Here is a 15963-nt window from a genome sequence, read left to right as displayed (position 1 = left end):
CAATCTCTAGCGAGATCGGGGTGTTTTTATTGGGCGAAATAATGTGTAATAATAAAAGTAACTAAAATGCCTTAATGCAGGATTGAGTGTTACTAAAGAACTTGGTTATATTCTATTTTTATAAATCAAATTAAGATAAAAATGCGATATCAATATTTTTTTACGGATTATGAAGGCGAAGAAATTCTTGCTGATAATGAAATAACTGCATCAAAAGAAGAAATAATTCGATTTATGAAACAGATCTTGTTAGTTAAAGATAATTTTTTAGGAATTATTGATCAGAATGATCTGTGTATACAGTTTATGGTTAATCAAGATCATTCTATCTTGGTTGATATTCCTATACCTGAACTTGATGGTTCGCATACAAAAAATACAACACTGATGGGTGCATTACAAATAGTTCACGAATTGGATGCCATGATTCAAATTGAGGATACTGATAATTTACAATTTGAGAAATGGTTGGCTTATTTTAAATCTAGTCTTTCAAAAGGATACCGAAATTGGGTTATTCATTATTTGGGAATTAAATTATGGATAAAGAGTTGGTAGATCAGACTCTGGAGCTTCTAAAAAAGAGATTTGAGGCGAATATGTTCCGTCACTCTACTCTAGAATGGGCATCGGTTTATGAACAATTACTACTAAACCCTGAAAAATTGAATGCTTTATTTCAGATGGAGCAAACGGGTGGTGAACCTGATGTTGTTGTCATGGATTCAAAATCTAATGTCATTACATTCTATGATTGTAGTGTTGAAAGCCCTAAGCCACGCAGAAGTTTTTGTTATGATGAAGAGGCATTGAAGAGTAGGAAAGATCATTTACCCCAAAATAGTGTGATCTCTTGTGTAAAGTAAATTGGGTCACAACTTCTAACAGAGCAAGAATATCGTGATTTACAATCTATTTTCCATTTTGATTTTAAAACATCGAGCTGGGTGCAAACACCTGAATCAATTAGGAGTTTAGGAGGTGCGATTTTCTGTGATTATCGTTATGGGCAAGTATTTACATACCATAATGGAGCGCAGTCTTATTATTCTTCACGTGGATTTCGGACAAAGTTGGTTATCTAGTAGTTATATTTACACGTTAAAAAATTGCAATAAAAAAACGGTAAGCCTAGACTTACCGTTTTATTAACTGTGATTTGTTCAGTATTAGAAATTATATTCCATACCTAAACCGATCACAGTTTTCTTATCATCTTTTACTAACCAATCACGTTTTTGTTGAGCTACAACACCGTAAACACGTGCTTGTTTATTGATGTTGTAATCAGCACCAATGCCGTAGATATCTTGTTGACGATCATCACGACCATTTGATTCTGTTGTTGCTGAGATATATTCAGCTTTTAATTTGATTGGTGTAGACGGGATCGCATATGCAGCAGTTACACCAAAAGAATCTTCTTGTAGGCCTTTATAAGATGTTACTACAGCAGGAGTGCCAGAGCTTGTTGCAACAGTATCATCTGTCGGTTGAGCTGTTTGCCATAAAGCACCAAATACTAAACCATCAATACCTGCAGTTTTTAAGTCGATAGAACCCGTTACGCGTACTGCATCAGTGTAGACACCAGAAAGGTTGTAGGCACTGTATTTCGATGCAATTGAATGGTTTGCAGCTACAGCAGCAGCGATACCATAATCTTTATTGTCGTAAGTAATCGAACCAGAAATTCCGTCGCCAAAACCATTACGGCTACCTTTATTACCTAAAGTAGCGCTATTTGCAGTTTCAGACTCTTCACCTTGTTGGAACATGATGTTAAATGCTAAACCGCCAAGTAATTTTTTATCAGATTCAAAACCGATTACGTTATTTAGACGATCTTCACCAGCTAAGATAGCTGTCATATCTAGTTCAGTGTGATCGTTGAAAATATCTTGGTTGCTTCCAGCAGCAGTTTTTAAATAAGAGTCATACTTACCAAATTTTAATGTACCAACACCATCAGCTTTTACACCTAGGAAACGGTTACGCGCATTAAGGTCAGTATCTGAACCAGAACCATCAGTAGAGATTGCCCATTCTGCTAAATAAACAGCTGATAATTTATCAGTTAATTTTTCTTCGCCTTTAACACCAATACGTGATGAGTTAGAGTTTAATTTTGTAACGCTTTCATCTTTAAAGCCATTTTTGTCAATTTGATCTAAAGATACGTTGAGCTTACCATACAATGTAGGCGCTGCTTGAGCTGCGCTTAAGCTAAGAGTGGCGATTGCTGCAGCGAGTAGCACTTTTTTCATTGAGATTTCTCCAAAACATGTTCAAGGGTTTGCTGTTGCTTTTTTTATTTAGTAAGTCTTTCGTTCAGTTGCTTACTAACTTGCATGCAGTATCTGCAAACTTTGTTACATATAGGTGAAGAATAAATGACAGTTTAATGACGAAATTTATATGAATGTGTTTTCAAAAATAAAAAAGAGACTCGATGAGCCTCTTTTTTTAAGATATTTAATTATTTAACTTTTTAGTTGAGTGCAGCTTTAATTTTCTCAGCAAAAGCTTTAATTTTATCTTGATCACCCATTTGTATAGCATGTTTTCCTAATTCATGAACAGAACTTGGAATCAGATGAAAATGAACATGCGGAACTGTTTGTCCAGCAGAAGTACCAGAAAGTTGCATTAAAACAATGCCTGTTACCCCTAATCCTGTTTCAATCGCTTGCGCTATTTTTTGTACAATTTTAATGGTATAGGCAGCTGCTTCTGGATCTAAATCGAGTAAAGTTACAGCAGGTGTCTTCGGAATCACCAATGTATGCCCATCTGCTTGTGGCATGATATCCATAAAAGCAAGGACTTGATCATCTTCATATACTTTTATTGCAGGAAGTTCACCCCGTAGAATTCGTGCAAAAATATTCTGATCATCGTAAGCCATATTCATTTCCTTAAATTGTCGAATGTTATTTACAATTCAATTCTTTCTGACGTTCCTTTATAGAGTCAAGTTTTTGTTGCTCTTTTTCAGAAAATTTAGGCTTACTTGTATAACAATTGTCATTACCATATTTAGCTTTTGCTTCAGGATCTTTAAAACAGAAGCCTTTTGATGCATAAATGACATTGGAGTCATCCTGTAATTTTTTACATTCCTGAGCATTGTCAGCAAATGCTTGTGTACCCACAAAAATAGATAAAGCGGATAATGCCGCGATAACATACTTATTCATTGTATTACCTCAAATTGACATATTCACGTGTCACTTGATTAGATTATAGGGTGTAACTATTATTATTCAATGGCGAAAAATTAATCTAATGTAATTTTACTCCATGATTCGTACATTTTTACAGCGCTCGAAAAATCACTCTCTGGTTCAGCAAGACTATTGGCAATATTGATTAAATTTTGAGTCAAACTGATGACTGGAGTGGATAATTTGGCTTCACGGACTAAATCAACAGCGATTCCAGTATCTTTGGCAAGTAAGGGTAGTGCAAAGGTGAGGGGAAAGCTTCGATTGAAAACACGTTGAGGTAAAACAGATTCAGTTACACCACTTTTACCACTGGAAGCATTAATACAATCTAAAGCTTCATTTAAGTTAACACCATGTGCTTTTAAAGTGGTAAAACCTTCAGCAGCGGCACACAGATGTACTGCCATCATCATATTATTCACAGCTTTAACTGCAAAGCCTGCACCTGAATCTCCCACATGTTTAATCAGTTTACCAAGTGCTTGCATTGCAGGAAGTGCATGCTCATAGGCTTCTTTTTGACCACCAACCATAAAGGTTAATGTGGCATTTTCTGCACCAATGGTTTGACCACTCACAGGTGCATCAAGAAATTGAACATTATTTTGAGCAAGTGTTGAAGCAAGTTTACGCGCAGACTCAGGCACACCACTGGTACAATCGATCCAAATTGCACCTGATTTAATTTCTAAATCTTGGATTAAATTTTCAACATCTAAGCTGGTCGGTAAGCATGAAAAAATGATGTCGGCTTGTACGGCTTGGGATATTTCAACAGCTGTCGTACCATACTCCGTTGCATGTTGTTTGGCTTTTTCGAAATTACGGTTCCATACATAAACCGTATCGAAATGTTTAGGTAGATGCGCTGCCATGCGGTAACCCATCGCGCCTAATCCAATAAATGCAACTGTTGTACTCATAATTCTCTCTTAAGCCTGCTTTTAAATTTTGCTTGATCGTTGTGCTAACCATTCAGACATTTTAGGCCAAAATTCATCGGCACTTTTTTGACTCGACATCAAACCTAAATGTCCTCCAGGAATAAGAGTAAACGTGACATCAGTACTACTTGTCAATTCGCTTAAAGGCTTAACTGCATTTGCTGTCACCATTTGGTCACCTTTACCAGCACCGACCAAGAGTGAACAATTGATATTTTTAAGCTCGATGATGTTACTACTAAGTTGGATAGAGCCATTTTTTAATGGATTTTGTAGCCAGACATTAAACAACATATCTTGATTAATACCGCCTGGATAATCCACCATATGATTTAAAAAATTGCCAAGTGTTGCATGCTCATGTAACAGTTCTTTATCATCAAGATTAAGAAGTAACTGCTTATGACCTTCATACCAACCTTTAGGGTCTAAAATTTTAAAGCCAATAGCATTTAAAAGACCTGGTGAATGAATGAATTTTTTAGGTAAACCACCTTTGTATAAGGTATCTTTAATTTTCTTATTTTTAATAATTAAGCTATTTATTCTTTTATAGAGTTTACCAATACCACCAGAGGCATAACTGTCGATTGGACTTGCAAGAACGATTAAATTTTTAACATAATTCGGCATTTGCATCGCGGTATAAAGCAATACAAAAATGCCTGCCATACTCCAACCATGTAATGAAATTTGTTCACTTTGAGAATGTTCACGAATTTTTTCAATACAATAAGGCATTGATTCATCGATAAAATATAAGAAGTTTAAGTGTCTATCTTGGAAAGTTAGTTTTCCCCAATCTAGTAAATAAACATCAAAACCTTGTTCGGTATAATATTTAATCAATGAACGATATGGATATAAGTCATAGATCGCCATATTGATAGATAAGGGAGCAGTAAAGACGAGTGGTTCTTTAAATTTTTTTTTAGGGGCTGCGTAGAAGCGCACCTTGGTTTGATCGTGTTCAGCAATCACATCATAAGGTGTACTTTGTGAGAGGACGAGTGACTTTCCATTAAAAATTCGCGTAGATAGATTTTTTAATTTAGCCTTTCGTTCTTGAAACTTTGTCGATACTCGTGCCATAAGCGATGTTTGTCTCATTTTTAAGCAGATTTGTCCGAAGTGTAAGCGATAATTTTACATTTTACCTTGACCTTAAATACATTGGACGCTCAAAATGTTGGCAATATTTTACAAAGGCAGTTTTAGGACTGAGTAGTTGAAATGAGCCAGCACGACGACATTGAATACCAACTTGATACTTTAGCCATTCGTACAGGGCATACTCGTGGTTTTGAGGGTGAGCATAGTGAGCCGATCTATTTAACCTCATCATTTGTATGCGAAAGCGCTGCTGATGCTGCTGCTAAATTTTCTGGTGAAATTCAAGGGAATACCTATTCACGTTATACCAATCCTACAGTTCAAACTTTTGAAAAACGTTTGGCGATTATGGATGGTGCAGAACGTGCTGTGGCAACAAGTTCAGGTATGGCGGCTGTGCATGCAGTATGTATGGCATATTTAAAAGCCGGTGATCATGTAATCTGTTCACGTGCTGTATTTGGTTCAATCATTTCATTATTTGAAAAATATGTCGTTAAGTTTGGTGTCGATGTTACTTTTGTAGATTTAGATGATCTTGAAGGATGGAAACAGGCGATTCGTCCAAATACACGCTTATTGTTTATTGAAACGCCATCAAATCCATTGGCTCAAGTGGGTGATATGCAGGCGATTGCAGATATTGCTCATGAAAACGATGCATTATTCGCTGTAGACAACACATTCTGTACACCTGTATTACAGCAACCGATTAAGTTTGGTGCAGACTTAATCGTATATTCATCAACAAAATATATTGATGGTCAAGGTCGTGCACTTGGTGGTGCTGTTGTTGGTAAAGACAAGCTTGTAGAAGAAATTAACGGGGTAATTCGCACCTTAGGTAATTCGATGAGCCCATTTAATGCATGGATCTTCTTAAAGGGTTTAGAAACTCTCAATCTGCGCATGAAAGCACATTGTGAAAGTGCACAAAAATTAGCAGAATGGCTAGATCAACATGAAAAAGTTGAAAAAGTTTATTTCGCTGGTTTGCCACATCATCCAGGTCATGAATTGGCTAAAAAGCAACAATCAGGCTTTGGTGGTGTTGTATCATTTGTTGTGAAAGGTGAACGTCGAGGTGCTTGGACAGTCATTGATAATACTCGTTTCCTTTCAATTACCAGTAACTTAGGTGATGCTAAATCAACAATTACACATCCAGCGACAACTTCACATGGTCGTATGTCAGCGGAAGCTAAACAAGCAGCGGGTATTGTTGAAGGGTTGATTCGTGTATCAGTTGGTTTGGAAAACATCGATGATATCATTGGTGACCTTTCTCATGGCTTAGATTTAATTTAAGATAGGCACGAATTAACGAATTAATTTTAGAAAATGGTCTAGATCGGATTGAGTCTGATCTAAACCATTGAGTTAGTATTTGAATCAAAGGACTTTTGTTCGGAGTAATTTATGAACATTAATATGCTCATGCAGCAAGCTCAACGCATGCAAAAAGACATGGAAAAAAACGTACAAAAAGCCAAAGAAGAGCTTGCACAAACTGAAGTTCATGCTGAAGCAGGTGGTGGTTTAGTCAAAGTGACCATGACTTGTCGTAACGTGGTTAAACGTATCGAAATCAATCCTGAACTTTTGCAAGATGATGCGGATATGATTGAAGATTTGATCGCTGCAGCAATGAATGATGCTGCACGTCAAGCTGAAGCGATTTCAGAAGAAAAAATGAAGGCTGCAAACTCAGGTATGGGCTTACCACCAGGTCTTTCAGGTTTATTCTAAGGAAGTATAGGTGTTTAGCGACCGTTTCGATCAGCTCGTACAAGCCTTACGAATATTGCCAAGTGTTGGACCAAAATCGGCTCAACGTATGGCATTGCATTTAATCATGAAGAATAAAGAGGGTGCGATTGGTTTGGCGCATGCGTTGAATGAAGCAACTTCTTATATTCATGAATGTGGTATTTGCCATTCACTGACTGAAAATGAAGTCTGTGATATTTGTTGTTCTACTGAGCGAGATGACCAACTCCTGTGTGTGGTTGAGTCGCCTGCTGATGTTATGGCGATTGAACAAAGTGGTAGTTTTAAAGGGAAATATCATGTTTTAGGTGGGCATTTGTCACCTTTGGATGGTATTGGTCCTGAAGAAATTGGTATCCCTTATTTGGTTCAACGCTTGAGTGATGGAAAAGTCACAGAAGTCATTCTTGCAACCAATGCAACAGTAGAAGGGCAAGCGACTGCGCATTATTTGGTAGAGGCGACAAAGCATTTATCTTTACAAATGACGCGTATTGCTCAGGGTGTGCCACAAGGTGGTGAGTTGGAATATGTGGATAGCCATACGCTGAGTCAGGCTGTACATAATCGTATGAAAATGAAGTAATTTACTGTTGTAAATATTTTATTTAAATAAATTGATTTAAACTGCATTCAAACAGTTTAGCTTTAGGGTTTATGGATCTTTTTGTTTTTAATTTTTGAAATTAGAAGCATAGAAGTGAAATAAACCCTATTTTGTTTAAATATATTTACATTAATCCGTTATTTTTTTAGGTAAACTCTGCTACATCTATGATTTGTAAATCTATTCATCATATATTCTAAACAATGTGTTGAGTAAGTTGTAAAAACTATATTTAAATTTAAATTGATTTCTTAAATTTACTGTAAAATAAAGTATTTATATGGAAATAGTTTAAAAATATTATATTTATATATTATATATTCAGGTAAAATCGAAGACACTTTCGAATATCACATTTGACTCAACTGACATGTTTCAATTTATCAATCAACAGGCTGAACTTGATCAAGTGTTGCATTTAATGCAGCAAGCATCGATTTATGGCTTAGACACTGAATTTATAAAAGTCGATACACTTTGGCCAAAGCTCGGTGTTTTTCAGATCAATGTCAATGGTCAGGTTTTTTTACTCGATGGTACAACATTAAATTTAGATAAATTTTGGGCACAGTTATTCCAAGCGCAACAAAATATCTTTCACGCCTGTGGTGAAGATATTGATTTGATTTTTCATTATGCTGACCAGAAAAATCTTTCCAATGTATTTGATACCCAAGTCGCTTTGTCATTTCTTGGGCACGGTTTGCAAGTGAGTTATCAGAATGCGTTAAAGTTAGTGTTAGATATTGATATTGATAAAGATCAAACACGTTCTGATTGGTTAGCGCGTCCTTTAACCCCAGATCAAATGAATTATGCTGCTAATGATGTTTTATACATTATGAATCTAGCAGATAAGTTGAAAGTAGAATTAGAACAAAAAAGTTTATATCAACACGTACTTGAAGATTGTCAAAATTTGACTATTGAAATTGCGTCTGAAACACCAAAAGAAAGGCTATATAGTGATATTGGGAATTATCGACATTCACGTAAACAGTTGATGCAATTGCAACAATTGAGTGTATGGCGCGAAGAGATGGTGAAAGCGCTCAATCAACCACGTAGCTTTATTCTAAAAAGTGCGACAATGATTGATTTGGTTGAAGTCAATCCAAAGAATATGTTTCAACTTTCGAGTGTGAAAGGCATTCGTCCAAATGTGGTGCGAGAGCATGGCAAGACGATTTTGGATTTATTGAAGTTTTTACCTGAAATGGATGAGTGGCCATTGCGTATTGCACGTCCAATTAAACATTCATCACAAGGGATTACGGCTGAATTAGACCATTTAATTACGCAAATATCACAAGATGCACAAGTACCGAAAGAAGTATTGATGCGTAAAAAATGGTTGAATGCCTTGTATCAGCATGTGGTCTTTCATGGTGATGAGCAAGATTTGCCAGGCTATTTATTGGGTTGGCGCTATGATCTTTTAACGCAACCATTAATTCGCTTACTACGTGAAGATGAGCAATATTTATCAAAACAGATGAAAGTGAATGATTAACTGATGTTACGCAGTAACATCCAAATTGAAAATTGCATCTCGATAAAAAGTTGATACGTGATAACGTCGTCCGCAACGTGTTTGAGGCAGGACTACATCTGCAAGTTAACGTTTCTGCGATATATCAATCAAAAGATAGTAGTTGACGAGTTTTGCGGTGAGGAGCAACGCTCCGCAAGGTGGTTTTCTTGCGAAGCTTCGCTTCTCATTTTGCCGAAACAAAAGTGTGGTCGAGCCGAAGGCTATCTCCTAAATCAAAACTTTTGATGTAAGACTCCGCCAAGTAAGCTTCAAAAACAATTTAAAACGATGTTTTTCTTTTGAAGTGTGTAACATCAGTGATTAAATAAAAAGCAGATCATGGCATGACTGATTCATCGAACTTTTAAATACATAAAGTGATCTATTTCTGATCAATGATTTACAAATGACGATAAATAACGACTGCTGCGTAAACTTTCGATAATGTATCTGTCGTTTTTTTCATGTATGCTGTGACATGAGTTTTATTGAAGCTGTTGTTTAAAATGCATTGTGATATTTACAAATCGAGCAAAAAAGACGAAATGTATCTTTATGTGGCTCGTCCAGATCATCCAAATGAAGATGAAAATGCTGATCCTTTAGCGGTTTTGTCAGACGCACTACGTGTTGCATTTGGTCGCGCGACACATGTGATGCATCTTGAGTTATCTGAATCTCGTAAATTGGCACGTGTGAATGTGTCACATGTAATAGATTCGTTACAAACAAAAGGCTTCTTTATTCAAATGCCGCCGGAAGGTTTAATTAATCCGAATGCGGTTGAACCAGAGGGACTACGTGGTGCTTGAGCAGTTATCAGGAATATGGGTAAACTTTTTAGGTTTATTTGATTCTATCCCAGAAGATAGTATTGCAGTTACAGTCTATATTCTTGGGACACTGATCATTTTATGGTGTTGGTATGGTATTGCAAAACGCCTACCAACACTGCTTGGCGGTATTACATGGATTATTGTATTTGCAGTTCTTGCAACCCCAACAATTTCTGAAGGACCTAACTCTGAAATTGCGCCTGCAATTTTCGGATTGTTATTTGGTATTTTAACTAAAGACACACCATTGGTTTGGTCTAATCTTGCTTTGATCAGTTTTGTCATCGGGATTGGATTGGTCATCGGTTACTTTTGGTCAAACTACAAAGCCAATAAAATTACCCAACAAAGCACAGTAGCAAAAAATACTTCACCACTTTAAATAAAAAATAAAGGTCATTTATGTCTGTTGATTCTCAACAATTTACAGGTACTGAACAGTATATCGCGACGGATAGTCTGAAACTGGCTGTAAAAGCAGCGCGTGCATTGCAAAAGCCATTATTGGTCAAAGGGGAGCCTGGTACAGGTAAAACTTTGCTTGCAGAGCAAGTTGCTGAAAGTCTTGGTTTAAAACTAATTACTTGGCATATTAAGTCTACAACCAAAGCACAGCAAGGCTTGTATGAGTATGATGCGGTTTCACGTTTACGTGACAGCCAACTTGGTGATGATCGTGTTTACGATATTAAGAACTACATCAAACCAGGTAAGTTGTGGGAAGCGTTTACCAGCGAAGAACGTTGTGTACTGTTAATTGATGAAATTGATAAAGCAGACATCGAATTTCCAAACGACTTATTACATGAACTCGATAAAATGTCGTTCTTTGTGTATGAAACAGGTGAAACGATTACTGCGACACAACGCCCAATCGTGATTATTACCTCAAATAATGAAAAAGAATTACCAGATGCATTCTTGCGTCGTTGTTTCTTCCATTATATTGAATTTCCAGATGAAGCGACAATGCGTGAAATTATCGCAGTTCATTTTCCAAGTATTTCAGGCACTTTGGTTTCTGAAGCTTTGCAAGTGTTCTTTAAGTTACGCCAAGTGCCTGGTTTAAAGAAACCACCATCTACGTCTGAATTGATTGATTGGTTAAGCTTATTGATGGCAGATGATATGCCAGAAGATGTGTTGCGTAATCATGATAAATCTAAAGCCATTCCACCGTTATATGGTGCACTGATTAAAAATGAGCAAGATGTTCAATTGCTTGAACGCTTAGCCTTTATGTCACGTCGTTAATGGGGAGATCGCAATATGTTTGTGCGATTGTTCTATACCCTCAGAAAATATGGTGTCCCTGTTTCGACCCGAGAATTGATAGACTTAAACCGAGCTGTCAGTGAAGGTTTGGTGTTTGCCGATCAAGAAGATTTCTATCAGTTAGTGAAAACGGTGATGGTCAAAGATGAGCGCTTCTTTGACAAATTTGACCGTGCTATGAAAGATTATTTCGAAGGTATTCATACCTTTGATATTGATGATCTGCTCAATAAGGTTCAAAAATTACCGAAAGATTGGTTTGATCTCGAATTATTAGAAAAGCATCTAACACCTGAGCAACGTGCTGAATTGATGAAAGCAGGTTCGCTTGAAGAATTGATGAAAATGCTGGAAGAGCGTCTACGTGAACAGCATAAAAAACATCAAGGTGGCAACCGCATGGTTGGTACAGGTGGAACTTCACCTTTTGGTGCATTTGGTGATCATCCTGAAGGTGTTCGAATAGGTGGTCCAAGCCGTAAAAATTCAGCAGTCAAAGTGTGGGAACAACGTAAATACCAAAATCTTGATGATGAACAGATTTTAGGTACACGACAAATGCAAATGGCATTGCGTCGTTTGCGTAAGTTTGCTCGTCAGGGGGCTGCTGAAGAACTCGATATTAACAGTACCATTTATGAAACAGCAAAGCAGGGCATCTTAGATGTGCAAATGGTGCCTGAGCGTCGTAACCGTATCAAAGTTTTGATGTTATTTGATATTGGTGGTTCGATGGATGCACATATTGCCCAATGTGAAAAACTATTCAGCGCAGCCAAAACCGAGTTTAAAACCTTAGAATATTTCTATTTCCATAACTGCTTATATGATTATGTGTGGAAAGACAATTTCCGTCGCTCATCAAGCCGTATGAATACTTGGGATTTATTTAATACCTATGGTAAAGACTATCGTGTAATTGTCGTGGGCGATGCCAGTATGGCACCTTATGAGCTTAGATCAGTCGGTGGTTCTGTAGAATACAATAATGAAGAAGCGGGGGAGGTTTGGCTACGTCGTTTGCGCAATCATTTTGAAAAAACTGCGTGGCTGAATCCTGAAGAGCAGAATTATTGGCACTACACTCAAACCGTTGCTGCGATCAAACAAATTTTTGAAGATCACATGTTCCCAATGACACTGAAAGGCATTGAAGACATGACCAAGTATTTATCACGTTGATTTGGAATACTTGAAGATCTATCCAGCAACCAATTTAAAAATGGAAATATGATGGAACATCAAATTAACGGAATAGCTTTACCCAATGAAGACGGTTTCTTTGGTGAGTACGGCGGTCAGTTTATTCCTCCACATCTAAAAGAAGCGATGGATGAAATTAATGTGGCTTATGAAGCGATTCGTAAAACACCTGAATTTCAAAATGAACTCGCTGATTTATTTGCCCATTATGTAGGACGCCCAAGTCCTTTGTTCCATGCAAAGCGTTTGTCTGATCAATTGGGCGGTGCGCAAATTTATCTGAAACGTGAAGATTTAAATCACACGGGCGCACACAAAATCAATCACTGCTTAGGTGAAGCATTACTTGCCAAGTATATGAATAAAACCAAAGTGATTGCTGAAACAGGTGCAGGTCAACATGGTGTTGCTTTAGCAACAGCTTGTGCTTTGGTCGGTATTCCATGTGAAATTCATATGGGACAAGTGGATATTGAAAAAGAACATCCAAATGTCGTGAAAATGAAGATTTTGGGTGCAAAACTGGTTTCAGTCACTCAAGGTACTGCAACGCTAAAAGATGCTGTAGATAGTGCGTTTGAAGAGTATTTAAAAGATCCGAAAAACTTTATCTATGCGATTGGTTCTGTGGTTGGCCCACATCCGTTCCCGAAAATGGTACGTGATTTCCAATCAATCATTGGTAATGAAATTAAAGTCCAAACTCAAGATCGCTTTGGCGCACAACCTGATTATGTGGTTGCCTGTGTCGGTGGCGGTTCTAATGCTGTTGGTGCATTCACGGCTTTCTTAAATGATGCTGATGTGAAATTGGTTGGTGTAGAGCCTGCGGGACATGGTTTAGATACAGACATGCACTCTGCGACTTTGACTTTAGGTAAACCAAGCCAAATTCATGGTATGGCGTGTTATGTGCTTGAGGATGAACAGGGTGAACCTTTACCTGTACATTCGATTGCATCTGGTTTGGATTATCCCGGTGTAGGTCCTCAGCATAGCTTCTTGAAAGACCTTGGTCGTGTGGAATATTCAACTGCGACAGACCAAGAATGTTTAGATGCATTTATGACTTTGTCACGTGTTGAAGGTATTGTCCCTGCGCTAGAAAGCTCGCACGCGGTGGCTTGGGCGATCCGTGAAGCACCGAAACTGTCTAAAGAAATAAAGATCGTTGTGAACCTTTCTGGTCGTGGTGATAAAGATGCAGATTATGTTGCTGGGAAATTGGGTTTGAACTAATTTTAAAATGATTTGATGAAACCTAGCTTCGGCTAGGTTTTTTTATAGGTATGTAGTACATACACATCAACGGTTGTATTGATATAAATTATGTGTTTATTGTAATAAAGAGTAAGGTTTGTAGGTTGTATTGTTGTTAATTATAATTAATATCATTTGTTAATATATATTAATAATGCGATTAAATTCGTATTTTTTTTAAAATAGTTCAAATAAAAATTTTCATAATAGGTTAAAAAATGAAAAAAATTATATATTTAATTTCAATATTGTTTTACTTTTTGTTGAATAATATTACACATGCGTATGATTCAAATCCTCCAGAACAGAATAGTTCTGAGAAAATAAAGCCTGAAATTTTTTTGGGAACTTTAAATACAATTGTGATAACAGCGAATGCATTCGCAAGTGCTGCAGAGACTGCTCCAGATGTCTCTCCTGCATGTGAAACAAGAGTGGGGACTGGACCCATCGATAGTTTGAATAGCCGAACTTCATTTTGTCTGAAATTTGAGAATGAGTTTGACTTATATGATGCTCAAGCACAAGGTGCATATGTTAATACGGTAAAAATTATTGGATATGCTTATGCAGAAGATAATCCAACAAATGCATTAAATTGGCCTGTTAAGTTTAGATTCAGGAGTGTTTATACAAACCCAGTAGGTCCATTTGCCCAAATTTCACCATTTTTAGGGTGTGGAACTTCTCCACAAGGAGTGGATTGTACAACTACAAGTACTTCACCAGTAATATTGAATCCTGGTTTATCACAAGAGGCAATAGTCAATACAGATTTGAATATGTATAGTGATAATGAAAAAGAAATATCTTTAGTGATAGAAGGAAAATTAAATTTAATGGGTCAGTCAGTTGATGGTCCAGGCTCTCAGGCACTTTCAAATGGGAATATACCATTATTACGCTGTGATAAGGGGGTAGTTAGAACTGGTTCTAATGGATGTGTATTTATCAATGCACCTGCAGTACTTACAAGAATTAATATTTCAAACCCTGATGTAGATGAGTCTGCATTTCATATTCGAGATGCACAATTTAGTGGCTTACCAGGTAAATACATCTCCGAACAAGATAGCATTCAGCCAAATAGTGATTCAAAACCTTTAACGCGCTTAAGAGATTTTACGGCTCGAAGTGAAAATCGTAAGGAATCATTAAAACAATGTGTTGCTAAATTTAATACTTATAGCCCAACATGTGCTCCAAGCGGTGATCCAGAAGATCCAGAGGTAGATTGTGATTGTGATGAATATCCTTTTGCAGCTACTGATGAGGGGGCAATGAATCCAAATTATCAAGTATCAGTAAGAAAAATTGATCCGAGTGATAACCGTAGAGCTGGAGCGTATTTAGGCGTATTCTTTACGCAACAAAGAGTTAAAGACGGTGAAAAGTTCTATATTAATGCAGAATAATTGTATTTTATTATTCCGAAGCCAGTTGTCACTTAAGTGATAACTGGTTTCAATAAAAATCAGGTAACTAAATGAAAATTAAAAATAGTAATTTTGTGAGACATAATTTAAGTCAACAATCTTTTATAAATAATTTTATGCCTAAATCAAACTATACTGAGATTGTAAACTTACAAAATAGTATTGGCAGTAAGGTTGCTGAGGATGTTTGTGCATATCAAGAATACCCACTTGTTGCATTATCTGCGATTGATGGAAAAATGCTAAGTATTAAGCAGGATATAACTTCAATTGAGCAATATAAAGCAATAAAAGATAGAGTGTTAGGGTTATTAATATATGGGGAAGATCCATTTGAAGTAAAAACTGATAGTGATTTTATTGCACCAATTTCTGCATATATGAAGATAGGAAAGATCGCGAATACTGTGATAAGAACTGAGCAAATGTTACCTTGGTTTAATGCAGCATTCTTAATGCCTGATAAAGGTGATATTTTGGTTGGAATCAAAAAGGGGCAAGGTGTTATAGAATCTGGCAGTGATTATAAGAAAGATAATACAATTTTGGTCAAAAATGATGTTATAACTAGTTCAAAAAAAGCATTATTAAAACAATCGGGTGTAAAAGAAGTTATCGTTTATAAAAGTATACGTATAGCAGTTTTATGTGTGGATTATGACTTAGAAGATATGAATAATCGTTTAGAATTTGAATATATCCAAGATTGTATGAAAAGCTGGGGGTATGATTTTAAAGCTATAATAATAAAGCCT

16 protein-coding genes and 2 pseudogenes are annotated in these 15963 nt (G+C 36.6%); 13 read left to right on the top strand and 5 right to left on the bottom strand.

Translation table 11 applies throughout. The features are described 5' to 3' along the window. Positions 1–141 precede the first annotated feature (141 nt). Together EXE09_RS17685 and EXE09_RS17680 are read left to right on the top strand one after the other, a co-directional pair. Positions 142–558: a hypothetical protein gene (locus tag EXE09_RS17685; protein WP_130118147.1), complete on the top strand. Its 417-nt coding sequence runs from the start codon at positions 142–144 to the stop codon at positions 556–558. Then, a pseudogene (locus tag EXE09_RS17680) lies at positions 540–1085 on the top strand (DUF4256 domain-containing protein). The gene EXE09_RS17685 and the pseudogene EXE09_RS17680 overlap by 19 nt, the downstream one beginning before the upstream one ends. A gap of 84 nt (positions 1086–1169) precedes the next feature. Here EXE09_RS17680 and EXE09_RS17675 read toward each other — a convergent pair. The 5 genes from EXE09_RS17675 to EXE09_RS17655 form a co-directional block, all read right to left on the bottom strand. Next, positions 1170–2267 (bottom strand): porin, encoded by a 1098-nt coding sequence (locus tag EXE09_RS17675; RefSeq protein ID WP_068973239.1) that lies wholly within the window; start codon positions 2265–2267, stop codon positions 1170–1172. Between the two features lie 224 nt (positions 2268–2491). Beyond that, on the bottom strand, positions 2492–2908 hold the full coding sequence (locus EXE09_RS17670) for an HIT family protein (protein WP_087553092.1): 417 nt from the start codon (positions 2906–2908) through the stop codon (positions 2492–2494). A 25-nt stretch (positions 2909–2933) separates the two neighbouring features. Then, positions 2934–3200, bottom strand: coding sequence for a YARHG domain-containing protein (locus tag EXE09_RS17665; protein ID WP_068973237.1), 267 nt, complete (start codon positions 3198–3200; stop codon positions 2934–2936). An 80-nt stretch (positions 3201–3280) separates the two neighbouring features. Next, complete coding sequence (locus EXE09_RS17660; RefSeq protein ID WP_130118146.1) at positions 3281–4153, bottom strand: NAD(P)-dependent oxidoreductase; 873 nt, start codon at positions 4151–4153, stop codon at positions 3281–3283. 21 nt (positions 4154–4174) lie between these two features. Beyond that, the gene (locus tag EXE09_RS17655; protein WP_130118148.1) at positions 4175–5266 is read right to left on the bottom strand and encodes an alpha/beta fold hydrolase; all 1092 of its coding nucleotides are present in this window, start codon (positions 5264–5266) and stop codon (positions 4175–4177) included. A gap of 141 nt (positions 5267–5407) precedes the next feature. On the opposite strand from EXE09_RS17655, the gene EXE09_RS17650 reads away from it, so the two are divergent. From EXE09_RS17650 to EXE09_RS17600, 11 genes and pseudogenes are all read left to right on the top strand, one after another. Next, positions 5408–6595 carry an O-succinylhomoserine sulfhydrylase gene (locus EXE09_RS17650; protein ID WP_130118145.1) on the top strand — a complete coding sequence of 396 codons (1188 nt, stop codon included), beginning with the start codon at positions 5408–5410 and terminating at the stop codon, positions 6593–6595. A 111-nt stretch (positions 6596–6706) separates the two neighbouring features. Then, positions 6707–7036, top strand: coding sequence for a YbaB/EbfC family nucleoid-associated protein (locus EXE09_RS17645; RefSeq protein ID WP_068973233.1), 330 nt, complete (start codon positions 6707–6709; stop codon positions 7034–7036). Positions 7037–7046: 10 nt separating this feature from the next. After that, complete coding sequence (recR, locus tag EXE09_RS17640) at positions 7047–7643, top strand: recombination mediator RecR (protein WP_068973232.1); 597 nt, start codon at positions 7047–7049, stop codon at positions 7641–7643. Between the two features lie 391 nt (positions 7644–8034). Next, positions 8035–9177 carry a ribonuclease D gene (locus tag EXE09_RS17635; protein ID WP_130118144.1) on the top strand — a complete coding sequence of 381 codons (1143 nt, stop codon included), beginning with the start codon at positions 8035–8037 and terminating at the stop codon, positions 9175–9177. Between the two features lie 527 nt (positions 9178–9704). Further along, entirely contained in the window at positions 9705–10010 is a 306-nt protein-coding gene (locus EXE09_RS17630; protein WP_087553086.1) for a YcgL domain-containing protein, read from the top strand. Then, positions 10003–10416, top strand: coding sequence for a hypothetical protein (locus EXE09_RS17625; RefSeq protein ID WP_171478645.1), 414 nt, complete (start codon positions 10003–10005; stop codon positions 10414–10416). Before EXE09_RS17630 ends, EXE09_RS17625 begins: the two co-directional genes overlap by 8 nt. A 20-nt stretch (positions 10417–10436) precedes the next feature. After that, positions 10437–11288, top strand: a complete 852-nt coding sequence (locus EXE09_RS17620) for an AAA family ATPase (protein WP_087553084.1) — start codon at positions 10437–10439, stop codon at positions 11286–11288. 15 nt (positions 11289–11303) lie between these two features. Beyond that, complete coding sequence (locus EXE09_RS17615; RefSeq protein ID WP_068973227.1) at positions 11304–12491, top strand: vWA domain-containing protein; 1188 nt, start codon at positions 11304–11306, stop codon at positions 12489–12491. Between the two features lie 51 nt (positions 12492–12542). Continuing rightward, positions 12543–13751 (top strand): tryptophan synthase subunit beta, encoded by a 1209-nt coding sequence (trpB, locus tag EXE09_RS17610; protein WP_130118142.1) that lies wholly within the window; start codon positions 12543–12545, stop codon positions 13749–13751. 239 nt (positions 13752–13990) lie between these two features. After that, positions 13991–15187 carry a NucA/NucB deoxyribonuclease domain-containing protein gene (locus EXE09_RS17605; RefSeq protein WP_130118141.1) on the top strand — a complete coding sequence of 399 codons (1197 nt, stop codon included), beginning with the start codon at positions 13991–13993 and terminating at the stop codon, positions 15185–15187. A gap of 71 nt (positions 15188–15258) precedes the next feature. Then, positions 15259–15963, top strand: a pseudogene (locus tag EXE09_RS17600) (MoeA protein); the annotation flags it as partial.

This window comes from Acinetobacter sp. WCHAc060025 (assembly GCF_004209355.1).
Lineage (GTDB): Bacteria > Pseudomonadota > Gammaproteobacteria > Pseudomonadales > Moraxellaceae > Acinetobacter > Acinetobacter wuhouensis.
Note: the sequence above shows the minus strand (reverse complement) of the source record. Positions and strands in the feature narration are given on the sequence as shown.